The 25,922-nt window shown below is 76.0% G+C and carries 3 protein-coding genes (1 of these 3 running past the window's edge); all 3 read right to left on the reverse strand.

What is annotated here, in order from left to right:
• Tightly spaced (each overlapping or abutting the next), the 3 genes in view from ACIRJT_RS32000 to ACIRJT_RS32010 form a layout consistent with a single transcriptional unit that may run on beyond the window.
• Window positions 1–687, reverse strand: the 5' end (the start) of a protein-coding gene (locus tag ACIRJT_RS32000) for an amino acid adenylation domain-containing protein (RefSeq protein WP_403916126.1). 15,051 nt of this gene lie to the left of the window's left edge; the window shows 687 of its 15,738 coding nt (coding positions 1–687); its start codon is at window positions 685–687; the stop codon falls past the left edge of the window.
• A complete protein-coding gene (locus ACIRJT_RS32005) occupies window positions 687–7,082 on the reverse strand; it encodes an amino acid adenylation domain-containing protein (protein WP_403916128.1) in 6,396 nt (2,131 codons plus the stop codon). Before ACIRJT_RS32005 ends, ACIRJT_RS32000 begins: the two co-directional genes overlap by 1 nt.
• Complete coding sequence (locus tag ACIRJT_RS32010; protein WP_403916131.1) at window positions 7,079–25,894, reverse strand: amino acid adenylation domain-containing protein; 18,816 nt, start codon at window positions 25,892–25,894, stop codon at window positions 7,079–7,081. Before ACIRJT_RS32010 ends, ACIRJT_RS32005 begins: the two co-directional genes overlap by 4 nt.
• Between the last annotated feature and the right edge of the window lie 28 nt (window positions 25,895–25,922).

A 25,922-nucleotide genomic window follows, 5' to 3' on the forward strand; every position in this document is an offset into this window, starting at 1 on the left:
GAGGATGAAGGGCACGGTGTCGCCGCGGTGGCCGGCGATCGGCGGGCGGGGACGGTCCAGGGGCAGCTCGATGGCGTCCGGCAGGCCCGCGAGGCGCCGCTTCCAGTGCGCCGTCTGGCGGCTGAGCAGGCTCTCGGGGTCGTCCTCGGCGCCGAGTAGTTCACGCTGCCAGAGGGTGTAGTCGCCGTACTGGACGGGAAGTTCCTCCCACCCTGGGGCGTGCCCGGCATTGCGGGCGGCGTAGGCGGTGGCGAGGTCGCGTGCGAGCGGGGTGCGCGACCAGCCGTCGCTGGCGATGTGGTGGATCACCAGGCAGAGCACGTGCTCCCGCTCGCCGAGCGTGAACAGCTTCGCCCTGAGCGGGGCTTCGCGGGCCAGGTCGAAGGCGTGGCCGGCCTCGTGGGCCAGGGCGGCGGGCAGCTCGTCCTCGGTGGACCGGGTGACGGCGAGCTCGACCCCGGTTCCCGAGGCCGGCAGGACGTGCTGCCGGGCGCCGTCACCGGTGTCGGGGAAGACGGTGCGGAGCGTCTCATGGCGCCGTACGACGTCGCGCAGGGCTTCGCGCAGCGCGGCGACGTCCAGCGCGCCGGTCATCCGCAGCGCCGTGGGGATGTTGTACGTGGAGCTGGGGCCGTCCATCTTGTGGAGGAACCACAGACGCTGCTGGGCGAGGGAGAGGGGAAGCATCACAGGTCCTCCGACCGCGACATCCGTCGCAACGCGGGGCGGGTGTCAGGACGGCCGGTCCGCAGCCGGGCCGCCAGCGCGGCGACCGTTCGTGCTTCGAACACGGCCCGTACGTCGAGTTCTTCGGCGAGTTCGGCCCGGATGCGGTTGACCAGCCGGGTGGCGAGCAGGGAGTGGCCGCCGAGTGCGAAGAAGTCGTCCTCGGCGCCGACCTCGGGCAGGCCCAGCACGTCGGCGTAGATCCGGCACAGGGCCCGCTCGCGCTCGTCGCGCGGCGGGCGGCCGCCGCGCGACTGGTGGGCGGGGGCGGGGAGCGCGCGCCGGTCGAGCTTGCCGTGGGGCGTGGTGGGCAGTTCGTCGAGGACCACGACGGCGGAGGGCACCATGTAGTCGGGCAGGGTGCGGGCCACCGCGCCGCGCAGTTCGTCCTCGTGCGGGCGGGCTCCCGCAGCCGGGACCACGTAGCCGGTCAGCCGCCGGTCGCCCGGACGGTCCTCCCGTACGACGGCGACCGCGCGGGCGACCGACTCCTCGGCGGCCAGGGCGCGCGCCACCTCGGGGAGTTCTATCCGGAAGCCCCGCAGCTTCACCTGCTCGTCCGTTCGGCCGACGTACTCCAGTTCGCCACCGGGCAGGCGGCGGACGAGGTCGCCGGTGCGGTACATCCGCTCCCCCGGATCCCCGAACGGGCAGGCCACGAACCGCTCGGCGGTCAGGGCGCACTGCCCCAGGTAGCCGCGGGCCACTCCGGGCCCGGCGACGTACAGCTCCCCGGCCACGCCCGGGGGCGTGGGTGCCAGTCCCGTGTCGAGCACCATCGCGCGGACGCCGGCGAACGGGCTGCCGATCGGCACCGGCCCGTCCGGCACCGGGTCGCCGGGGGCGATGCGGTGCTCGGCGCAGTTGACGGTGAGCTCCGTGGGGCCGTAGGCGTTGACGACCTCGGCGTGCGGGTGGGCGGCCCGCCAGTCGCGCAGGGCCCGCCCGTCGAGCGCCTCACCGCCCAGTACCAGGGTGCCGTTCTCCCCCAGCAGTCCGGGAGACCGGTCCAGAAGCGGCAGGTGGGACGGCGTCGCCTTGACGAGGCCCACCGGGTGCTCCGCCGCCCGGTCCACCTCCCCCAGCACGACGCAGCCGCCCGAGGCGAGGGGGGTGAACAGGGCGGTGGCGCTGAGGTCGAAGGTCAGCGGCGAGTGGAGCAGTGCCGTCGCCGCCGCGTCCGGGTAGCGGTGGACGGCCCCTTCCACGTAGTGCGCCAGTGCCCGGCGCTCCACGCCCACGCCTTTGGGACGCCCGGTGGAGCCGGAGGTGTAGATGACGTACGCGAGCGAGCGCGGGTGGCTCCGCCCGGCCGGCACGGCGGGGCCGCCGGTGGCGCGGAAAGCCCGGTCCGCGAGGCCGAGGACTTCGGTGCTCGGTCCGCAGGAGGGGCCGAAGGCGGTCCGGGCGGCGCCGGTGTCCCCTGCCGCCAGGAGCAGGCGCGCCCCGGCGTCGGCGGTCACCCGCCGCCGCCGTTCGAGCGGCCACGCCTCGTCGATCGGGAGGTACGCGGCACCGGACTTGAGCACCCCGAGGAGTGCGGCCACCACGTCGGGGTCGCGCGGGGCGACGACCGCGACCACGTCCTCGGGCCCGAGGGAGCGCCCGCTGAGCACGCGGGCCACCGCGTCAGCCTTCCGGTCCAGCTCGGCGTAGGTCAGCCGGCCGCCGTCCCACCGCAGGGCGGGGGCGTCGGGGGTGGTCGCCGCCCACCTCTCGAAGCGGGCCAGCGGTTCGTCCACGCCTGCCGCTGTGTCCGGTCCGCGGCTGTGCTCCAGCTCGCGCCGCGCCTCGCCGGGCAGGAGCACGTCCACCCGGCCCACGGGGGCGGCGGGGGCGGCGAGCACCTGGTCCAGCACCCGCAGCAGTCGGTCCACGAGCCCCTGTGCGGTCGCGCGGTCGAAGAGGTCGGCGCTGTAGGTGAGGACTCCGGGCATGTCGCCGCCCTCCGGTCCACCCGGGGCCAGCACGAAGGACAGGTCGACCTTCGCGCCGTCACGCCGGGTGCGGACCGCGTCGGCGCGCAGTCCGGGCAGTCCGTCCACCGCCGCCGCCTCTTCGAGGTTCTGCAGGACGAGGGAGACCTGGAAGAGGGGGTGGCGGGCCAGGGAGCGCTCGGGGGCGAGCACCTCGACCAGCCGCTCGAAGGGCACGTCCTGGTGGGCGTAGGCGTCCAGAGCGGTGGTGCGGACCCGGCCCAGGAGTTGGGCGAAGGTGGGCGAGCCGCTCAGGTCCGTGCGCAGGACCAGGGTGTTGACGAAGAGTCCGACGACCCCCTCCACCGCGCTGTCGGTGCGCCCGGCGACCGGGGTGCCCAGGGGGATATCCGCACCCGCCCCCATGCGGTGCAGCAGGACCGCCAGCGCGGCCTGGAGGACCATGAAGGGCGTGGCGCCGGTGGTTCCCGCCAGCTCCCTGATCCGTGCGGTCACGGCAGCGGGAACCGTGAAGTCCACGTCCTCCCCCCGGTGGGAGGAGGCGGCCGGGCGCGGCCGGTCGGCCGGCAGGGCGATCTCCTGCGGCAGGGCGGCCAACTGCCGCTGCCAGTGGGCGAGCTGGTCGTCGAGCGCGCCACCACCGTCCGCGTCAGGGTCGCCGAGCACCCGGTACTGCCAGAGGGTGTGGTCGACGTAGTCGACGGGGGTCGGGGCGGGCACGAAGTCCTCGCCGCGCACGCGGGCGGCGTACGCGGCGGCCACGTCCCGCGCGATGATCCGCAGCGACCACCCGTCGGCCGCGATGTGGTGCACCACCAGCAGGAACAGGTGCTCTTCCGGCTCCTCGCCCCCGCGCGGGTCCGCGGGGTCCACGGAACGGGTGAACAGTCTGCACCGCAGGGGCGGTCCGGCCGTCAGGTCGAAGGGCTCGGCCACCGCCTCCTCCGCCGCCCGCAGCGGGTCCTCGACCGGTTCCGGGACCAGGGTGACCAGCCGGGCTGCCTCCGCGGCGTCCTGGACGACCTGGCAGGCGCCCTCGGCGTCCTCGTCGAAGACGGTGCGCAGGCTTCCGTGCCGGGCGACCGCGTCGGCGATCGCGCCGCGCAGCGCGGCCGTGTCGAGGCGTCCGGTGAGGCGGAGCGCGAGCGGGACGTGGTAGGCGGCGCTGTGGCCCTGGAGGCGGTGCAGGAACCACAGCCGCCGCTGGGCGAACGAGAGGGGGATGCGGTCGGGCCGCTCGTGGACGCGGGAGACCGGCGGCCGGGCCGCCCCGGCACGGGCGATCCTGGCGTACAGGGCGGCCACCGTGGGGTGTTCGAAGAGGTCCCGCACCGCCAGCTCGGCACCGAGGGTCGTGCGCACCCTGCTGACCAGGCGGGTGGCGAGCAGCGAGTGGCCGCCCAGGGCGAAGAAGTCGTCGTCGATGCCGGCCGGGTGTACGCCGAGCACTTCGGCGAACAGGCCGAGCAGGATCGTCTCGTGCGGGCCTCGGGGGGCGCGCGCCCCCGTGGCGTCGCTCCGGTCCGGCGGGGGCGGCAGCGCGGCGCGGTCCCGCTTGCCGTTGACGGTGAGCGGCAGCTCGTCCAGCACCACCAGCGCCGAGGGCACCATGTACGGGGGCACCTCGCGTCGCACGTGGTCCAGGACCGCGGCCGTGCCGGGCGTCGTTCCGCGGGGGACGACGTAGCCCACCAAGCGCGGTCCGGCGGGTCCGCCGTCGTGCACGGCGGCAGCCGCCTGCCGGACGTCGGGGTGGGAGGCCAGCACGGCCTCCACCTCTCCCAGCTCGACCCGGTGGCCGCGCACCTTCACCTGGCCGTCGGCGCGGCCGGCCAGGTCGATCTCCCCGTCGGGGCGGAGCCGACCGAGGTCGCCGCTGCGGTACATGCGGGCGCCCGGTGCTCCGAAGGGGTCGGCGACGTAGCGTTCGGCCGTCGTGTCCGGGCGCTGCCAGTAGCCGCGGGTGACGTGGTCCCCGGCGATGTACAGCTCCCCCACGACGCCGTCCGGCACGGGGCGGAGCCAGGGGTCGAGGATGTGGGTGCGCACGCCGGGCAGCGGGCGGCCGATGGGGGGCGCGCCGTCCTCGGTCCCGTCCAGGAACCGGGCGGTGACGAAGACGGTCGTCTCGGTCGGGCCATAGAGGTTGGCCACGCGGGCCCGCGGGAACGCGGCGCGCAGGGCTTGGGCCAGGGGGGCGGGGAAGGGTTCGCCGGCGCAGAGGAAGGTGTCGACGGCGAGCGGTTCGCCGCGCTCCAGCAGCGCCGTCAGCGCCGAGGGGACGGCGTTCAGGAGGGAGGGTTCGCCGCCGGTCCGGTCGGCGACGGCCAGGGTGTTCTCCACGATCTCGATGCGGCCCCCCGTGAGCAGCGGGACGAGGGTGTCGAAGACCGACACGTCGAAGCTCTCCGAGGTGGCGGCCACGGTCCGGTGCAGCCGGTCGGCGCCGAGGCCGGTGGCGGCCCAGGACAGCAGGGCGATCACCTGGGCGTGTTCGACCGCGACCCCCTTGGGCCGGCCGCTGGAGCCGGACGTGTGGAGGATGTAGGCGAGGTGGCCGGGCAGCAGCGGCCCGGCCCGTTCGGCGTCGGTGGGTGCGGCCGGGTCGTACGGGGCCAGGAGCGCTCCGGTCAGGACGACGCGCTCGACGCCACCCGGCGCGGCCCCGGGGCGGTCGTGCGCCTCGGGGGCGGCGCGCCGGGACCGGGCGGCCTCGGCGTCGGGATCGGTGAGCAGGCAGACCGGTGCGGTCTCGCGGAGGATGTGGGCGGCGCGCTCCTGCGGCAGCGCAGCGCCCACGGGGACGTAGCAGCCGCCCGCCTTGAGGATGCCGAGGACGGCGACGGGCAGCCAGGCGTTCCGGGAGACGGTGAGGGCGACCCGGCTCTCGGGTCCGACCCCTCGCTCCAGGAGCAGGCGCGCCAGCCGGTTCGCGCGGGCGTCGAGTTCGGCGTAGGTCAGCTCCTGGCCGCCGGCCAGGACGGCGGGGGCCGCGGGGGTCGCGCGCGCCTGCGCCTCGAACGCTTCCACGATCGTGATCGGGGGGCTCTGCGGGGCGGTGCGGTGTGCGGGCGGGCGCACCGCACGGGCCGTCACGGGGGTGGCGGCGAGCGCGGCGGTAGGAGTGGCGGGGGCGCTGTGGATGGCGGTCAGGGCGCGTTCCATCAGGTCCGCCGCGTGGCGTGCGGTGACGCCGTCCACGGCGTCGGGGCGGTGGTCCAGGCGCAGGCGGAGCGCCGGGCCGGGGAGCGCGTAGAGGGAGAGGGGAAAGTGGGTGGTGGTGCGGCCGGAGCCTCCCTCGACGCGCAGGCCCGCGTGGTCGGAGGAGCTGACCGCGGCGAGGTCGTCGGCGGGGTAGTTCTCGAACGCGGTGGAGGTGTCGAAGAGCACGGTCCGGTCGGACCAGCGCTGGATGTCGGAGAGCCTGACGTGCTGGTGCTCCATGAGCGCGGTCTGCTCGCGCTGGAGCCGGACGACGAGCTCGCCGACCGGCTCGCCCGGCCGCATCCGCACGCGCGTCGGCACGGTGTTGATGAAGAACCCGACCATCTCCTCGGCGCCGGGCAGCTCCGGCGGCCGCCCCGAGACGGTCGTCCCGAAGACGACGTCGTCGCGGCCGGTGAGGCGGCCGATCACGGTCGCCCAGGCGGCCTGCACCGCCGAGTTCACCGTCACGCCCCGGGCTCGCGCCCATGCGCTGAGAGCGCGGGTGTCCCGCTCGCCGAGCCGGGTCCACACCGACCTGGGCAGCGGACCGTTGCGGTCGGCGTCCGGCGCGATCAGGGTGGGGCCGGGCAGCCCCGCCAGCGCCTGCCGCCAGACGCGGGCGCTCTGCTCGGGCGGGCGGCGGGCCAGCCAGTCGAGGTGGTCGCGGTGCGGGCGGACGGGAGCGAGGGCGGACGGGTCGCCGCCGCTGCCGTACAGCGCGACCAGTTCCCGCATCAGGATGGGCATGGACCAGCCGTCGAGGATGAGGTGGTGGTAGGTCACGGCCAACTGGTGGCGGTCGTCGCCGGTCCTGGCCAGCAGGAAGCGCAGCAGGGGCGGTCGGCCGAGGTCGAACCCGGTGCGGTGGTGGTCGTCCAGGAGCGCCTCCAGGTGCTTGTCCGCCTCCGCCGGGCTCCCCACGGGCCGCAGGTCCAGCTCCTGCCAGGGCACCGCGGGGCGGGTGGCGACCAGTTGGAACCACTCCCCCGAGCGCCGCTGGCGGAAGGCCGAGCGCAGCGCCGGGTGGCGTGCCACCAGTGCCTGGGCGGCCCGTCGCAGCCGGTCGGCGTCCAGCTCTCCGGAGAGGGCGAGGACCAGCCGGCTGACGTAGGCGTCGGGGACGTTCTCGTCGAAGACCGCGTGGAAGAGCAGCCCCTCCTGGAGCGGGGTGACCGCGAGGATCTCCTCGACCATGCGCTGCGGACCGCTCACTGCATCTCCTCCCAGTCCGCGCCGAGCTCGTCCTCGAGCTCGGCGAGTTCATCGACGCTGATGGGCCGCGGGGCGGTGGCGCCGGGGTCCGGCGGGCCGCCGGTCGGTCCGCGCTCCGGTTCCCTGCCCTCCAGGGCCGCCGCGAGCGCGGCCGCGGTGTGGTGCTCGAAGACGTCGCGGGTGGTCAGGGGCAGCCCGTGTTCGCGGGCGCGGCTGACGAGCCGGACGGACAGGACGCTGTCGCCGCCCAGGCCGAAGAAGCTGTCCTGGACTCCGACCCGGCCGAGGCCCAGCAAGTCGGCGAAGAGCGTGCAGAGCAGCGTCTCCCGGGGCGTGCGCGGCGGTCGGTTGCCGGCCGTGCCCGTCGGGTCGGGGTCGGGCAGTGCGGTGCGGTCCACCTTCCCGTTGGCGGTCAGCGGGAGGGCGTCGAGGACGACGACGGCCGAGGGGACCATGTAGTCCGGCAGCCGTTCGGCCAGGTGGGACCGGAGTCGGGCGGCCAGTTCGCGGTGGTGCGACCCGGCGGACGGGTCGTTCGTTCCCGGCCGGTCCGCGTCCGGCCCGCCGGGCCACAGCTCGGCCGGTGGCGCCACCGGCGCCGCGCCGTCCCCGCCCGCCGGGGCCAGCACCAGGTCCACGGTGTCCGGCGGGCCCTCGGCCGACCAGGTCACCCAGGCGGCGCGTCCGGCCGCGGCCGCGGCGTCGTACAGGTCCTCCGGATCCACTCCGTCGGCGGGGCCCTCCAGCAGCCGCCGCACCTCGGTGACCGGTCGCCCGTCCTCCAGGGCGGCGAGTGCGGCGGTCTCGCGCCGCACCCGGGCGTTGGGAATCGCGGTGACACGCAGCGCGCCGGGGTGCGCCGCGCAGACCCCGGCCAGCCGCGTCCCGTTGCCGACGTCCCGCGCCCAGCGCAGCTCGGTGGCCGGGGGCGCGGCGGGGGGCACGGTTCCGGCCTCCGGTTTGGCCAGCAGGACGTCGTAGCGGTAGCGCGTCAGCTCGTTGTACGGCCTTCCGCGCCGGACGCGTACGTCCAGGAGGAGCGGTTCGCCGGCCTCCCGCCGCAGCCGGGCGAAGTAGTCCGGGTCGACGACGAGTTCGTTCTCCGCGGCCGTCCTGCGGCCGGCGGCGGCCAGCAGGGCGGCGGGGGTGTCGGAGACGGCGGCGTCGCCGGTCTCCACCGAGGCGCGGAAGGCCCGCAGCAGCGCCAAGCTGCGGACGTCGCCGACGAAGAGCCTGCCGCCGTGGGCGAGCAGGTCGAGCGCGCCGCGCAGCACGCGGGTGAGGTAGTCGGCGTCGGGGAAGTACTGGACGACGGAGTTGAGCACGACGGTGTCGTAGAAGCCCCGGCGCAGGCCGCTGAAGTCGTGTGCCGGGCGGACGTGCAGCTCCACCTTCTCCTTGAGCGCGGGTTCCGCTCCGACCTGCTCGCGCAGGGTCTCGATCGCCCGTGCGGACAAGTCGGTCCCGTGGTACGCGGCGCAGTCCTCCGCCAGCTCCGACAGCAGCAGCCCGGTGCCGACCCCGATCTCCAGCAGCCGCGCGGGCCGCAGCGCCCGGATGCGGTCCACCGTGGCCGCCCGCCACTGGAGCATCTCGTCCCGGGGGATGGGCTTCCCGTCGTAACTGCTCCGCCAGATCCCGAAGTCGTGGCCGAGGGGGGCGGGTGCGGAGCCGCCGTAGAGAGTGTCGTACGCCTCCCGCCACTCGTCGAGCCGGTCCTGCTCCCGGCCGGCGTCGGGGGCGGCGCGGTGCGGCTCGGGGACCACGTAGGCCACCAGTCGGCGCGGGGCCGGGTCGCCGGCGTCGTCGCCCGGCCCTCGGGCCGCACCGGGGGCGGTGCGGGCGACCACGACCGCCCCGGCGACGTCCGGGTGCGCGCCGAGGGCCGTCTCGATCTCGCCGAGCTCGATGCGGAAACCCCGGACCTTGACCTGGTGGTCGGTGCGTCCGAGGAATTCCAGCTCCCCGTCCGCGCGGCGGCGGACCAGGTCGCCCGTGCGGTACATACGGCTGCCCGGCGCGCCGAAGGGGTCGGCGGTGAAGCGCTCCGCGGTCAGGTCGCTGCGCCCCAGGTAGCCGCGGGCCACGCCGGCGCCGGCGAGGTACAGCTCGCCCGGTACGCCTTCGGGGCGCGGGTCCAGCCACTCGTCCAGCACGTAGGCGCGGGTGGCGCGCAGCGCCCGGCCGATGGGCGGGGCGCTCGCGGTGACCCGGTCGAGGTGGGCGGCGGTGGACCAGATGGTGGTCTCGGTGGGCCCGTAGACGTTGACGAGTTCGCCGCCCAGGTCGCGCAGTCGGGAGGCCAGGGAGGCGGGGAGGGCCTCGCCTCCCACCAGCTTGCGCAGCCCTCGCAGGGTGTCGGGGGCGGTCTCGGCCAGCAGCTGCCAGGTGGTCGGGGTGGCCTGGAGGATGGTGGCACCGCTCGCGGTGAGCAGCGCGGCCAGCGCCTCGGGGTCCCGTGCGGCACCGCGGTCGGCCAGGACCAGTCCGGCCCCGCTGACCAGCGGGAGGAAGAGTTCCAGCGCGGCGATGTCGAAGCTGACCGTGGTGACCGCCACCAGCCGGTCGTCGGCGGTAGGACGCAGCCGGTTCCGCATGTCGGCCAGGAGGTTGGCGAGGTTGCCCCGGCTGACGACGACGCCCTTGGGGCGTCCCGTGGAGCCCGAGGTGTGCAGGACGTACGCGGCCTGGTCGGGCAGCGCGGCGGGGGTCCCGGGCACGGGTCCGGTGCCCTGGGCGGCGTCGTGTGCGGCGTCGGTCGTGAGGAGGACGGCTCCGCCGACGGCGGTCGCGGCCCCGGTGATGGCGGGGCGGCAGTCCGCGGTGGTGAGCAGCGCCGCCGGGCGGGTGTCGGCCAGGATCGCGGCGATGCGCTCGTCCGGGTACTCCGGGTCCAGCGGTACGTAGGCGGCGCCGGCCCGCAGGACGCCGAGCAGGCCGACCACCAGGTCGGGGGTGCGCGGCAGGCACACCGCGACCCGGCTCTCGGGGCCCGCGCCGTGCCCGGCGAGGGCCGCCGCGACCCGGCCGGCCCGCTCGTCGAGCTGGGCGTAGGTGAGGCTGTCCCCGCCGCTGTGGACCGCCACCGCGTGCGGCGTCTCGGCGGCGCGGGCGCGGAAGAGGTCGACCAGGTCCTCGGCCGGGCCCGCGGCGGCGGCGTCCCATTCGGCCGCGAGTCCGCCCCGTTCCGCCGCGTTGAGCACGGGCATCCGGCTGAGCCGTGTCGTGGGCTCCTCGACGGCGGCCAGGAGCAGGTCGTGGTAGCGCTCGGTCAGTCGGGCGACGGTGCGGGCGTCGAAGAGGTCGGTGGCGTACTCGACCGCGCCTTCGACGGCGGTCGCGCCGTCGTCCTCGTTCCGGGACTCGACGAGGTTGACGAAGAGGTCGTACTTGGCCGCCGCCTGGGCGGGGCGTTCGACGGTGACCTCCAGGCCCGGCATGACGGCTTCGCCGCGCTCGTTGTTCTGGAGGGCCAGGAGCACCTGGAAGACGGGGTGCCGGGAGAGGGAACGGGCGGGGTTGAGCGCCTCCACCAGTTGCTCGAACGCCAGGTCCTGGTGGGCGAAGGCGGACAGGTCGGCGTCCCTGACGCGGTCGAGCAGCTCCTCGAAGGGCGGGTCGCCGCCGAGATCGGTGCGGAGCGCCAGGGTGTTGACGAAGAAGCCGACGAGGTCGTCGGCCGCCTCGTCGACGCGGCCGGCGACCGGGGTGCCGAGGACGATGTCCCGCCCGGCCCCCAGCTTGGCGAACAGCGCGGCGAGACCGGCCTGCAGGGCCATGAAGAGGGTCGCCTGCCGGGAGTGCGCCAGGTCGCGCAGCCGGTCGCGCAGCGGGGCGGGCAGGGTGAAGCGGTGGATCGCGCCGCGGTGGCTCTCCATCGCGGGGCGCGGCCGGTCGGTGGGCAGCCCGATCTGTTCCGGCGCGCCGTCCAGCGCGGCGCGCCAGAAGGCGAGTTGGCGGGCGAAGAGGCTGTCGGGGTCGTCCGCCGCGCCGAGCAGCTCCTGCTTCCAGAGGGTGTAGTCGGCGTACTGCACCGGCAGGGGCCGCCACTGTGGGGCTCGGCCCTCCCGCCGCGCGGTGTAGGCGCTGCTCAGGTCGCGGGCGAGCGGGGCCAGCGACCAGCCGTCGCCGGCGATGTGGTGGAGGACGAGGGAGAGCACGTGGTCGGCGGGCCCGGTGCGCAGCAGGACGGCCCGCAGCGGAAGGTCCTCGGTGAGTGTGAACGCGTGTCCGCGGGCCGCGGCGAGGGCGGCGGGCAGCTCCTTCCCGGTGACGTCCACGACGTCGAGGGCGGGCGCGGCCCCTCCGGGCGCGACCACGTGCTGGTGGGGGGCGCCGTTCTCGGCCGGGAAGACGGTGCGCAGCGCCTCGTGCCGGCCCACCACGTCGGCCAGGGCCGAGCGCAGGGCGCCGACGTCGAGGGGGCCGCGCAGCCGCAGGGCGAGCGGGATGTTGTAGGTGGCGCTCGGTCCCTCCAGTTCTCCGAGGAACCACAGCCTCTGCTGGGCGGAGGAGAGCGGGAGGCGTTTGGGCCGCCGTCGCGGGAGGAGGCGGGGCCGTCCGGTCCCGGCCGTGTCCAGCCGCCGGGCCAGCGCGGCGGGCGTGGGCGCCTCGAAGAGAGTGCGGATGCCGATCTCCACACCGAGCGCCGACCTGATCCGGCTGATGAGCCGGACAGCCGACAGGGAGTGGCCGCCCAGGGCGAAGAAGTCGGCGTCGCGGCTGACCTCCTGGACGCCGAGGACGTCGGCGAAGGCGGCGCAGAGCGCTTCCTCGCGCGGTCCGGCCGGGGTGCCGCCGGTGGCCCACGCCGCCCGGTCGGGGGCGGGCAGCGCCGCTCGGTCCAGTTTGCCGTTGGGGGTCAGCGGCAGGGCGGGCAGCAGCACCACGGCGGCGGGGACCATGTAGCCGGGCAGGGCGTCGGCCAGGTGGGCGCGCACCTCGTGCGCGTCGGGGTCGGCGTCCGCCGCCGGCACCGCGTAGCAGACCAGGTACCGGTCGTCCGGTCCCTCGCCGTGCACGGCGGCCGCCGCCTGGGCGATGCCCGGGTGGCGGCTGGCGGCGGCCTCGATCTCGCCGGGCTCGATGCGGTAGCCGCGCAGTTTGACCTGGGAGTCGGACCGGCCGACGTAGTGGAGGCCGCCGTCCTGGGTGCGCCGGACGAGGTCGCCGGTGCGGTACATCCGGCCGCCGGCGTCGAACGGGTCGGCGACGAAGCGGGTGGCGGTCAGGCCGGGGCGGCGGCGGTATCCGCGGGCCAGGCCGGGGCCGGCGACGTACAGCTCGCCCACGACGCCGGGCGGCACGGGGAGCAGCCCCTGGTCGAGCACATGGGCGCGCAGGTCGTTCAGGGGCGTGCCGATCGGGCTGCCGCCGCGCGCCACGGCGGCGTCGTCCAGCTCCAGGTGGGTGACGTGGACGGTCGTCTCGGTGATCCCGTACATGTTGACGAGGCGGACCGGGCGGCCCCGCCAGGGGGCGAGTTGGGCGGTGTCCAGCGCTTCCCCGCCGAAGACGACGTACCGCAGCGCGGCGGTGGTCCGCGGCGGGACGCGCAGCTCGGACTCCGCCCGCAGGAGCTGGAGGAAGGCGGAGGGCGTCTGGCTGAGCACCGTGACGCGCTCGCGGCCCAGCAGTTCCAGGAGGTCGCCGGGGGATCTGGCCACGTCGGGCGGGACGACGACCAGCCGGCCGCCGTGTGCCAGGGGCCCCCACATCTCCCACACCGAGAAGTCGAAGGCGCTGGAGTGGAAGAGCGTCCAGACGTCGTCGGGCCCGAAGTCAACGGCCGCGCGGCAGGCGGCCAACAGCCGTGAGACGTTGGCGTGGCTGACGACCACACCCTTGGGCCGCCCGGTCGAGCCTGAGGTGTAGATGGTGTAGGCCGGGTGGTCGGGGAGCAGCGGGAACCGGCGGTCGCCGTCGGTGACCGGCGCGGCCGAGAGGCCGGCCGCCGCGCCGCCGGCCACAAGCGCGTCGAGCAGCAGCCACGGCACCTCGCCGACCGCCTCGCCCACCGTGCCGTGCAGGGCCTCGCGGACGGCGGTCGTGGAGAGCACGGCGACCGGCCCGCAGTCGTGGAGGATGTACGAGGTGCGCTCGGCCGGGTGGTCGGGGTCGACGGCGAGGTAGGCGGCGCCCGACTTCAGCACGGCGAGCACGGCCACCACCAGGTCCGCCGAGCGGGGCACCGCCAGGGCGACGAAGTCCTCCGGTCCCACGCCGAGTCCGAGCAGGGCGCGGGCCAGGCGGTTGGACCGGGCGTCGAGTTCCGCGTAGTCCAGGGTGGCCCGTCCGTCGGTGAGGGCAGGGGCTGAGGGCACGCGACCGGCGGAGGCGGCGAACAGGGCGGGCAGGTCGTCGACGGCGGTGGCGGCCCGCGCCCGTGCGGCGGCGTCGGCCTCGGCCAGCCGCCGGCGCTCGTCGGCGGTGGTGACGTCGAGCTGCCCGAGCCGCAGGCCGGGCTCGCGCGTCACGGTGCGCAGCAGCGCCACGAACCGCTCCGCCAGAGCCCGCGCGGTCGTGCGGTCGAACAGGTCGGGACGGTAGCGCAGGGACGCGTCGAGTCCGGTCCCGTCCGCGGGGGCGGTGGTTTCGGTGAAGGTCAGTTCGACGTCGGTGTGGGCGGTGCCCTCGGCGGTCGGCAGCAGCTCCGCGCGCACACCCGGCAGGTCCAGGAGGTGGTCGAGCGCTCCCTGGGCCGCGTTGTCGAAGGTGAGCATCGTCTGCACGAGCGGGTGCCTGCTGGGCGAGCGGGCGGGGTTGACCGCCTCCACCAGCCGCTCGAACGGCACGTCCTGGTGGGTGTAGGCCCGCAGGTCGATCTCGCGCACCCGGTCCAGCAGCTCGGCGAAGGCCGGGTCCCCGGAGGTGTCCGTGCGCAGGACCAGGGTGTTGACCAGGAACCCGACGAGGTCGGCGGTCTCGGGCCGGTCGCGGCCGGCCGACGGGGTGCCCACGGGGATGTCGGGGCCGGCGCCGAGCCGGTGCCACAGGGCGGCCAGGGCGGCGTGGAGGACCATGAATGGGGTGGCCCGGTGACGGGCCGCCAGCGCCCGCACGTCCCCGTACAGTCCGGCGTCGACGCGGAAGGCGACCCGCTCGGCGTAGCGAGGGGGCGTCGTCGGCCGGGGCCGGTCGTAGGGCAGCGCGAGTTCGTCGGGCAGTCCGCGCAGCTCCTCGGCCCAGTGGGCGACGCGGCGGCCCACCGCGTCGACCGCGTCGTCCCCGGCGTCGCGGTGCTGTCCGAGCAGGTGGTCGGCGGGGCTGGGGGCCCGGCCGGGCCAGCGGGGCGCTCGGCCGGCGGCGCGGGCGCGGTAGGCGGTGGCCAGGTCCCGGGCCAGCGGCCCCATCGACCAGCCGTCGGCGGCGATGTGGTGGATGACCAGGAGCAGGACGTGCTCGCCTTCGGCGAGCGTGAACAGGGTGTGGCGCAGGGGGGTGTCGTCGGCCAGGTCGAAGGGGCGGCGGACGGCCTCGCGCACCAGGGCGTCGAGTTGGTGGGCGGCGGCGGGGACGATGGCCGGAGCGGACGGGACCTCTGAGGCCAGGACAACCTGGTGCGGCCCCTGGTCGTCCTCGCGGAAGACGGTGCGCAGGCTCTCGTGCCGGGCGGTCAGATCGCCGAGTGCCGCGTGCAGGGCGTCGACGTCGAGGCCGCCGGTCAGCCGCAGCGCGACGCTGATGTGGTAGCCGCCGGCCTCCCTGTCGTAGCGGTTGAGGAACCACAGCCTGCGCTGGGCGGGCGACAGCGGCAGCCGCTCGGGCCGCACCCGCGGGTCACGGTCCGGGGCGGGCTGCGCCGGGACCGGCGTGGCCGGGGCCTCGCCGCGGGTGAGCTGTGCGGCGAGCTGCGGATCGGCGAGGAGGTCCGCGACGGTGCGGTGGTCGAAGATCGTCCGGATGTCGAGCCGCAGTCCGAGTTCGGCCCGGATGCGGCCGGCGAGCCGGACGGCGAGCAGGGAGTGGCCGCCCAGGGCGAAGAAGTCGTCGTCCAGGGTGGTCTCGGGCACGCCGAGCACTTCGGCGAACAGGGCGCACAGGGCGGTCTCGGCGGCGATGCGCGGCGCCCGCCCGGCGGAGGCCGTGCCGTACTCGGGCGCGGGCAGCGACCTGCGGTCGAGCTTGCCGTTCTCGGTACGCGGCAGCTCGGGCAGGACCACGATCGCGGCCGGGACCATGTACGGCGGCAGGGTCGCGGCGAGGTCGCGCAGCGCGGCCGCCGGGTCGAAGCCCGCGTCCGGTCCGCCCTCGGGGACGACGTATCCCGTCAGTCGCCTGTCCCCCGGCTCGTCCTCGCGCACGACGACGGTGGCGCGGGCGACGTCGGCGCGGGCCGCGAGCGCGGCTTCCACCTCGCCCAGCTCCACCCGGAAGCCGCGCACCTTGACCTGGTCGTCGGTGCGGCCCAGGCACTCCATCATCCCGTCGGGCCGCCAGCGCCCCAGGTCCCCGGTGCGGTACATCCGGGCGCCCGGCGCGTCGAACGGGCAGGGCAGGAAGCGCGCGGCTGTCAGGCCGGGCCGCCCGTGGTAGCCACGGGCCACGCCGACGCCTGAGACGTAGATCTCCCCGACGACGCCGACGGGCACGGGCTGGAGCAGGTGGTCGAGGACGAACATGTGGTTGCCGGGCAGCGGGCGACCGATCGGGAGCAGGCCGTCCGGCACCTCGTCACCGGGTTCGAAGAGCAGGTCGGAGCAGTTGACGCTGGTCTCCGACGGCCCGTAGTCGTTGAAGACCCTGGCTCGCGGGTGGCGTGCGCGCCAGCGCTCCAGCATCTCTCCGGTGAGCGGTTCACCGCCCAGCACGAGCGTGCCGGGGCGCTCGCCGGTGGGGTCGAGGACGCCGGGCAGCTCGTCCAGGAGGGCGACGTGGGAGGGCGTGCCCTTGACGAAGGTGACGCCGGAGCCCTGGGCGTGTTCGTCCAGCTCCGCGAGGAGGAGGGTCCCGCCGGAGATCAGGGTGGTGAACAGGGCGGTCACCGTCAGGTCGAACGCGACCGGGGAGTGCAGCAGCGACACCCCGGCCGCGTCCGGGTAGCGGTCGCGGGAGCGGACGGCGTGCGCGGCCAGCGAACCCCTGCTGACCGCCACGCCCTTGGGGCGGCCGGTGGAGCCGGAGGTGTAGAGGACGTAGGCGAGGGCGTCGGCTCCGACCGGGCGCGGCCGCTCCCGGTCGGCCACCCTCCCCTCCGGGGCGCGGGCCAGTTCGTGCACGGGGCCGGGCAGGTCGACGCAGAGGATCTGCCGCCCCGGCGCCTCGGGCACCAGGTGGGCGTGGGCGGAGGTGGTCAGGACGACGGCGGGGTCCCCGTCTCCGATGAGCAGCCCGATCCGTTCGGCCGGGTAGTCCACGTCCACCGGCAGGTAGGCCGCACCGGCCTTGAGCGCCCCCCACACTCCGGTGAGCAGGTCGGCGCCGCGCGGGAAGACCAGGCCGACCAGGTCCTCGGCCCCGAGCCCGCGGGCGATGAGGAAGCGCGCCATGCGGTTGGCGCGGGCGTCGAACTCGGCGTAGCTCAGGCCGGCTCCGCCGTCACCGCCCTCGACCAGCGCGAGGGCGTCGGGGGTACGGTCGACCTGCTCCTCCAGCAGGGCGACGGGGCACTCCCGCGCGCTCGCCTCCTCGCCGCGCGCCCAGTCGCCCAGCAGGGTGTCGTGTTCGCGCGGCAGCAGGACGTCCAGTCGGCCCGCCGGGGTGTCGCCGGACGTCGCCATGGCGTCGAGCACCTGCTCGAACCGCGCCGCCAGGTCCTCCACCCACTGGGGTGTGAAGAGGTCGGGGCGGTGGATGAAGCGGAGTTGCAGGTCGGGGGCGGGGCCGATGGTGACGCTGAGGGGGTAGTGGTTGCCGTCGTGGCCGCGCGCCCCGTGCAGTCGGAGCCCGTCGCCGCCGTCGAGGCCGTCGGCGGGGTCCAGCGGGTAGTTCTCGAAGACGAGCGTGGTGTCGAAGAGGTCGCCCACCCCGAGACGCTGCTGCAACTGCGCCAGGGGGAGGAACTGGTGGTCCATGAGGGCGGCCTGCTCCCGCTGCACGCGCCGGACGAGTGCTTCCAGCGGTTCGGCGGGGTCCAGGACGACGCGCACCGGCACGGTGTTCATCAGCAGGCCGACGATCTCCCCCGCGCCGGGCAGGTCGGTGGGACGGCCGGAGGCGGCGATGCCGAAACTCACGTCGTCCCGGCCGGTGAGCCGGCCCAGGAGGAGTCCCCACGCGGTCTCGACCACCGAGTTCAGCGTGACGCCCAGGCGGCGGGCCCAGGCGGTGAGGCGGGAGACGACGTCGGGGTCCATGGTGCGGTAGTGCGGGAGCGGGGCCGCGCCGTCGCGGGGGGCGTCCGGGGCGATCAGTGAGGGCTGGAGCCCGGCGAGCGCCTGTTCCCACGCGGCGCGGGCCGCGTCGGCGTCCTGCCCGGCGAGCCAGGCGAGGTAGTCGCGGTACGGGCGTACGCCGGGCAGGGCGGCGCCGTCCGCCCCGTACAGGGCCATGAGATCGCGCACCACCAGCGGCAGCGACCAGCCGTCCAGTACCAGGTGGTGGTTGGTCAGGGAAAGCACGTACCGGTCGGCCGCCATCCGTACGAGCAGGAAGCGCACCAGCGGCGGCCGTGCGAGGTCGAACCGGCGGGTGCGCTGCCCGGCCAGCAGCGCGTCCAGCCGCCGCTGCCGCTCCTCACCGGCCGGGGCGGACAGGTCGTGCTCCTCCCAGGGCACCGGCGTCCGGGCGGCGATCGCCTGGCTCCACTCGCCGGAGCGGCGCTGGAGGAAGGCCGCGCGCAGCACGTCGTGCCGGTCGAGAACCTGTTGGGCGGCCTCCCGCATCCGGGCGCTCGACAGCTCTCCGTGGAACTCCAGCGCCAGCTGGCCGACGTAGACGTCCTCCGCCGCGTCGTCGAAGGTGCTGTGGAAGAGCAGCCCCTCCTGGGCGGGCGCGAGTGCGAGCAGGTCGGCGATCTCGAAGTCCGCCGCCGCCTCACACTCCTCGATCCCGTCCTGGTCCAGGTCGCCCGCGCCGATCTCCGAGGGGATCAGGCCGGCGCTCCCGGCGGCGCCGGCCAGGGCGGTCAGCTCGTGCAGCGCCTTCTCCCACTCCTGTGCCAGCGCGGTCAGCCGCGCCTCGGACAGGCATCGGGCGGAGGCGTTCCAGCGCACCGCGAGGACCGGTCCCCGCGGGCCGTCCTCCAGGACGACGGTCAGCTCCACCTCGTGAGCGAGCGGCAGTTCGGGCGGCTGCGCGGCGACGCTGTGGCCCACGAACGTCCAGGCCCCGGCGGGTTCCGTGCCCCCGTCGACGAGGGCTTCGGCCACGGCGACCCGGCCGAGGTAGTTGAAACCGAACTGCGGGCGGGGCGGCTCCCGACCGTCCTCCCCCAGGCAGGCCACCGCTCCGCCGCGGCGGAGCAGATCGTGGCCCAGCCCGGCCTCCGGCACGGTGCGCAGCCGTTCCTTGGTCTCCTTCAGCAGCCGTGCGGCCCCGGCTCCGGGCCGCAGGCGCACGGGGTGGACCGAGGTGAACCAGCCCACGGTGCGGGACAGGTCGATGCCGGGCAGGAGCGCGTCCTGACGGCCGTGGCTCTCGGTCTCGGCCACGAACACGGGCCCCTCGCCCAGGACCCGCGACGCGGCCAGCGCGTAGGCGGCCAGCAGCAGTTCGCCGGTGTCCGCACGGAGCGCCGTGGGCACGATGCGGACGAGCGCGTCGGTCAGGCCGGGCGGCAGGTTGTGCGCGTGCTCCCGCGCCGTGCCGTGGGTGTCGGCGTCGGGATCGAGCCGCGTCTCCAGGGCGACCACGTCGCCGTCCGGATCCTCCGGCCCCGCGAGGGTCGCGCGCCGGTGCGGGAGCCGGCCGGTCGCGGCGGGCTCGGTGGCGCGTCGGGCGATCCGGGTGGCCCACTCCCGCAGGGAGGCGCCCTCCGGCGGCAGGGGCGCCGTCGTGGCGGGGGCGGCGGCCGCGGTCCATGCCTGGCGGAGGTCGTCCGCCAGGATGCGCCAGGAGACGCCGTCCACGCTGAGGTGGTGGGCCACCAGGACCAGCAGGCCGCTCCGGTCCGTCCCCCGGTCCAGCCAGGCCGCGCGCAGTACGGATCCGGTGCTCGGGTCGAGGGCGTCGCGTGCGTGCTCGGCCTCCCGCTCCACCGCCTCCCGCAGCGCCGCGCCTTCGAGTCCGGCGGCGTCGCGGAAGCGCAGCAGGTCGGCGGCGGCGACCGTCCCCGGTTCGGCCACCATCAGGCCGTCCGGCGATCCGTCCCGGTCCGCGGCGGCCCGCAGGCGCAGCGCCCCGTGGTGGTCGATCAGCGTCTGGAGCACGCGCCGGACCTCGTCGGCCGCCGCGTTCGCGGGGGTGGTGAGGACCACCGACTGGTGGAAGCGGTCGGCGCCGCGGGCGCGCAACGAACCGGTCCGGGCGACGAGCCGTGCCGCGGCCGGGACGTAGGGCAGCGGCCCGCTCGGGGCGAGCGCCTCCGGCGCGGGACGGTCCGCGTCCCCGTCCCGTCCGGCGGACCGGGCGACGGCGGCCAGCCCGGCGGCCGTGGGGTGCTCGAAGACGTCGCGGACGGTGAAGTGCAGTCCGGCCCTGCGGGCGCGGCCGACGAGCTGGATGCTGACGATGCTGTCGCCTCCCAGCGTGAAGAAGCCGTCGTCCGCGCCGACTTCGGGCACTCCCAACACGTCGGCGAAGAGCGCGCAGAGCAGTTCTTCCTTCGGCCCGTCCGGGGCGCGGCGGCCCGCGTGGCGGCCGAAGTCGGGCGCGGGCAGGGCGCGGCGGTCGAGCTTGCCGTTCGGGGTGAGCGGCAGGGCGTCCAGTTCCACGAGGGCGGCGGGCACCATGTGGTCGGGCAACCGGACGCGCAGCGGCTCCAGGAGGGCGGCTACGTCGCCGGTGGCGCCGACGACGTAGCCGACCAGGCGGGCGGGGGTGGCCGCCCGCTCGGGCGTCCCGTCCGGCCCTTCGACGAGGGTGACGGCAGCCTCCCGGACGCCGGGGAGGTCCAGCAGGGCGGCCTCGACCTCGCCGGGCTCGACCCGGAAGCCGCGCACCTTCACCTGGGCGTCGGCCCGGCCCTCGTAGACCAGTTCGCCGTCCGCGGTCCAGCGCATCAGGTCGCCGGTGCGGTACATACGCTCCCCCGGCCGCCCTTGCGGGCAGGCGACGAACCGCTCGGCGGTGGCGCCCGGCCTGCCGCGGTAGCCGCGGGCGACGCCGGGTCCGCAGACGTACAGTTCGCCCGTCACGCCCGGAGCGACCTGGCGCAGGCGGGCGTCGAGGAGCAACACCCGTACGCCCGTCACCGGTCGGCCCACCGGCACGGGTCCCGGGGGCACGTCGGCGTCCGGGGCGATCCTGTGCTCCAGGCAGTTGACGGTGGTCTCGGTGGGCCCGTAGCTGTTGAGGACGACGGTGGCGCCGTGGCGGCTCCGCCAGCGGTCCAGCCGTGCGCCGATGAGTTGCTCGCCCGCCAGGACAACCGTTCCGGGTGCTTGGGAGCCGCCGAACTCCTCCAGCAGCGCGAGGTGGGAGGGCGTGGCCTTGACGAAGGACGGGCACTCCCGCTCCCACTGGGCGATCCCGGACTCGTCGAGGTCCCCGACCTGGACGCGCCCGCCCCCGGCCAGCGGCCCGTAGAGGGAGACGACCGTGAGGTCGAAGGCGACCGGGGAGTGCAGGGGGACCGCGCCGCTCAGCGCGTCGCCGTAGGTGTCCAGGGCGCGTTCGACGAACGCGTCCAGCGCATCCCGCGTCACGACGACGGCCTTGGGGCGGCCCGTCGAACCGGAGGTGTGGATCGTGTACGCGGCGTTGCCCCCGGCCACCGGGCGTACGAGGCCGGCGCCGTCCTTCGGGAGGGGGGCGCGGTCCGCCAGTTCCCTCTCGGTGTCCTCCTCGCCCAGGATCAGCGCGGCGCACCCGGTCGCCCCCGGGAGCGTACGCAGCCGCTCGGCGTCGGTCACCAGAAGTGCGGGGGCGGAGTCGGAGAGGGCCCAGCGGTTGCGGTCGGCGGGGTGTCCGGCGTCGAGCGGGAGGTAGGCGGCGCCGGCCCGCAGGGTCCCCAGCAGGGTGGCGACCAGGTCCGCGCCGCGGGGCAGGAGCACGGCGACGAGGTCCTCGGCGCCGACGCCGCGTGCGGCCAGGGCCGCGGCCACCCGGTCGGCGCGGGCGTCGAGTTCGGCGTAGCTCCAGACGCGTCCGGGCTCGACCACCGCGGGCGCGTCCGGTGTGCGGGCGGCTCGGCCGGCGATCCTCGCGGCGACCGGTTCGGGGCGGCTGCCACGGGTGCGGGACGTGCCGGTCCCCCACGCGCGCAGGAGGCGGTGCTCGGCGGCGCTGAGGACATCGAGGGTCCCTACGGGCCGGGCGGGGTCGTCGGCCATCGCGGTCAGGATGTCGAGCAGGCGCTCGGTGAGCCGGTGCGCGGTGCCGGCGTCGAACAGGTCGGCGGCGTGGACGAGGGCTCCCTCCAGCGCCCGGTCCGGCCCGTCGCGGTGGGTGAAGTGCCAGGAGAGGTCGAACTTGGTCTCCCCCGACTCCACCGCCTCGACGCGGTCGGTCAGTCGGGGGAACCGCGCCCGGCCTCGGTCCTGCTCGGGGCCGTTGAGGATGAGCATGACCTGGAAGAGGGGGTGCCGTGCGGTGGAGCGGACGGGGTTGACCGCGTCCACGACCCGGTCGAAGGGCACGTCCTGGTGGGCGAAGGCTTCCAGGTCGCCCTCGCGCGTCCGGGCCAGCAGTTCGGTCGTGGTCGGGTTGCCCGAGACGTCGGTGCGCAGGACGACGGTGTTGACGAAGCAGCCGACGAGTCCGTCGAGCGCCTCGTCCGGGCGGCCGGCGACCGGCGTGCCCAGGGGGATGTCCGATCCGGCCCCCATCCGGCTCAGCAGGACGGCTATCGCGGTCTGGAGCACCATGAACGGGGTGGCGCCGGCGCTCCCCGCCAGCTCCGCCAGCCTGCCGTACAGGGCGGGCGGCACCTCGAAACGAGCGACCCCGCCCCGGCGGACCGGCTCCTGCGAGCGGGGACGGTCGGCGGGGAGCCGGATGTGGTCCGGCAGCCCGGCCAGGGCCCGGTGCCAGTAGCCGATCCCCTCGGCCTGCGCGGCGGCGCGCTCCCGGCTCCCCTGCTCCCACAGCGCGAAGTCGGCGTACGTCACCTCGGGCGGCGGGAGGACGGGCGCGCGCCCCGCGAGCCGGGCCGTGTAGGCGGTGGCCAGGTCGCCGATCAGGGGTCCCATCGACGCGCCGTCGGCGGCGATGTGGTGGACCAGCAGCAGCAGTGCGTGCTCCTGCTCGCCGGTGCGGTAGAGCGTGGCGCGCACCGGAAGGTCCCGCGCGAGGTCGAAGACGTGGCCCGCGGCGGCGCGCAGCTCCCCGGCGAGCGCTTCGGGGGTGACGTCGAGCACCGGCAGCGGGAGCCGCCGGCCGCCGGGGGGCGAGATGTGCTGTTCGGGTGCGGCCGCCACGGCGGCGTCGTCCGCCGCGGGCCGCAGGGTGGTGCGGAGCGTATCGTGCCGGTCCACCACGTCGCCCAGCGCGGCGTGCAGCGCGGGCACGTCCAGCGGTCCGTCCAGGCGCAGGACGGTCGGGATGTTGTACGCGGCCGACGCGCCGTTGAGTTCGTCGATGAACCACAGCCGGCGCTGCGCGGACGAGAGCGGCACCCGCTCCGGGCGGGGCAGGACCGGGCGGACGCAGTCGTCGGTCACCGCCCTGTCGCCCAGCTCCTCCGCGAGGCGGGCGACGGTGGGGGACCGGAAGACCTCCCGTACGGTGACCGCCTTGCCCAACCGGCCGCGGATGCGGCTCGCCAGCCGGGCGGCCAGCAGGGAATCTCCGCCCAGGGCGAAGAAGTCGTGGTCGGCGCCGACCTCTTGGACGCCCAGCACCTCGGCGAAGAGTGCGCACAGGGCCTCCTCGCGGGCGTCGCGCGGCGCCCGCCCGGCGGTCTGGGGCCGGGTCACGGGTGCCGGCAGCGCCGCGCGGTCCACCTTGCCGTTGGCGGTGCGCGGGATCTCCGCCAGTTCCACGAAGGCGGAGGGGACGAGATGGGCGGGGAGCCGGTCGGCGAGCACCCCGCGCAGGCGGCCGACGTCCAGTCCTCCCCGGTGCTCGGGGTCGGGCACCAGGTAGCCGACGAGCCTGCGGTCGCCCGGCCGTTCCTCGTGCACCGTCACCAGGGCCCGGTCGACGCCGTCGAGTTCGGCGAGGGCCGCCTCGACCTCGCCCGGCTCCACCCGGAAGCCCCGGATCTTCACCTGGTCGTCCGCCCGGCCGACGAACCGCAGCACGGTGCGTCCGTCACCGGGCACCCGGCGCACCAGGTCGCCGGTCCTGTACATCCGACGGCCCGTCCCGGAGTGCGGGTCGGCGACGAACCGGGCGGCGGTGAGGCCGGGGCGGCCCAGGTAGCCGCGGGCCAGGCCCCTGCCGCGCAGGTAGAGCTCTCCCGTCACCCCGTCGGGCACGGGCCGCAGCGCGGCGTCCAGAACGTAGGCGTCCACCCCGGCCTCGGGGTTGCCGATGTCCGGCGACCGGTCGCCGCCGGGCGCGCACCGCCCGGAGGTGGCCTGGACGGTCGCCTCGGTCGGCCCGTAGACGTTGAACATCCGCCGGCCGGGCGCCCAGCGGTCGATGAGCGAGGGCGGGGGCTGCTCGCCACCTGTGACCAGGTCGGTCAGGTCGGGGAGGTCGCCGGGGGGCAGGGTGGCCAGTACGGCGGCCGGGGCGAGGGCCGTGGTGACGCGCCGCTCGCGCAGGAACGCGGCCAGCTCGTCGCCGGCGAGGCCGTGCGGCGGGAGGACGAGGCAGCTCCCCGACGTCAGCGCCATCACGAGTTCGGCGACCGCGACGTCGAATCCGAGGGCCGCGAGCTGCGCCACCCTGGAGCCGGGGCCCAGTCGGTAGCGTTCGATCTGCTCGGCCGCCAGGGCGGCGATGCCCGCGTGGGTGACCACGACCCCCTTGGGCCGCCCGGTCGAGCCGGAGGTGTGGACGACGTACGCCGGGAGGTCCACCGGGAGGGTTCCGGGGGCGGGCACGTCGGCCTCGGCGCACGACGCCCCGGCGTCGAGGAGGTCCTTGGCAGGTACGCGCGGGCAGTCGGCGGAGGGGGGATCTGTCCCGGCCCCGCCGACCAGCAGGGCGGGGCGGGCGTCGCGCAGCAGGAAACCTACGCGTTCCGCCGGGTACTCCGGGTCGATGGGGAGGTAGGCCCCTCCGGCCCGCTGGACCCCGAGGATCAGCGCCGCCAGCTCGACGCCCCGCGGCACCGCGAGGGCGACGATGCTCTCCGGCCCCACGCCACGCGCGGCCAGCCGCCGGGCCACCCTCTCGGCGTGGGCGTCGAGTTGAGCGTACGTCCAGGTGGCGCTGTCCGAGGAGACCGCCGGAGCGTCGGGGGTGCGGGCGACCTGCCGGGCGAAGAGTTCGGGCAGGGTCCGGGCGCGCAAATCGCGTCGGGGGCTGCTCCCCGCGGCCGAGGCCTCGGCCTCCTCCTCCGCGCCGAGCAGGCGGGTCCTGCCGATGGGGGCCTCGGGATCCTGCCCCGTGCGCGTCAGGAACTCCGCGAGCCGCGCGGCCAGCGAGGCCACCGCGTCCGCCGAGTGGAGCAGGGGGTTGGCGGCGAGAGTGATCTCCAGCTCGCGGCCGTCCCCCGGAGTGCCGAGCAGGTTGACGACCAGGTCCTCGACCGGTCCGGCCGAGAGCTGGTGCACCGGTGCCCGGTAGTCGCCGAAGTCGAGCACCGGGGCGAACGCCATGACGTTGACGAGCGTGGTGGCCGGCGGTGCGCCGTGGAGTCCGAGCGACCGGCCGATGTCCTCGGTGCGGTGGCGCTGGTGGCGCAGGGTGGTGCTGATCGCGGCCGCGGTCAGCTCCAGCAGCGCGGTCATCGACATGCCCTGGCGCACGGGCAGGCGAAGCGGTACGACGTTGGCGAGCATTCCCGGTGTGCGCACCGCGGCGGGGGTGACCCTGGCGGCGACGGGGAGGCCGACGACGACCTCCTCCCCCGGCGCGAGACGGCTCAGGAAGGCGGCCACCGCGGCCGTGGCGTACACGGGCCAGGGGTGGCCGCTCCGGTCGGCCGCGCGGCGCAGCGCGGCGGACCGGGCGTCGGGCAGGCGCACCGTGTGGCGCAGCTCGTCGTGCGCTGCGGGCGCGGTGGCGTCGGCGAGGCTGGTGGGGCGCGGGAGGTCCGCGAAGCGGTCGCGCCAGTGGTCGGCGTCCGCGCGGTGGCGGGCGGAGGCGCGGTAGGCGTGGTCCTCCTCGACGAGGCGGGCCAGCGGCGCGAACGCGCAGGGGGGCGGTTCCTGGCCGGCGCGCAGCGCGCGGTAGACCGCCGCGAGCCGGTCCAGGTAGAGCGCGGCGCCGTACCCGTCCAGAGCGAGGTGGTGGTAGCGCAGGTGCAGGAGGGCGCGGTCGCCGCCGAGCGGGATCAGGGTGTGGCGGCAGGTGTCGCCCGCGGCGAGGTCCCAGGGTTGCGCCCGCTGCCGGTCCATCCATTCCAGGGCCGCGGGGCGGGAGGGGGCGTCGCCGCTCGGGTCGGCGTGGAAGAGGCGGGTCTGCGTGCTCGGCGGCCGGGCGAGGACGTGCTGCTCCAGTGCGCCGTCCGCGTCCTCCTGGAAGGCGGTGCGCAGCGCCTCGGTGTCGGTGACGGCGCGGCGGATCGCCTCGCTCAGCACCTCCTCCACCACATGGTCGAGTTCGAGGTAGAGGCCGCAGGCGTAGAGCCTGTCGTCCGCGCGCAGACGCTGTGCCGTCCAGATCCCGGACTGGGCCGAGGTGGCGGCCACACGGTGTGCCGGGGACTCCAACATGCTTCTCCCGCTCTCGGACTGAAGGGGT

This window comes from Streptomyces sp. NPDC102283, assembly GCF_044766265.1.
Lineage (GTDB): Bacteria > Actinomycetota > Actinomycetes > Streptomycetales > Streptomycetaceae > Streptomyces.

Excerpts from the sequence above, each read along its gene's own strand:
- ACIRJT_RS32010 (WP_403916131.1), bottom strand. The coding sequence starts at position 25,894 with ATGTTGGAGTCCCCGGCACACCGTGTGGCCGCCACCTCGGCCCAGTCC.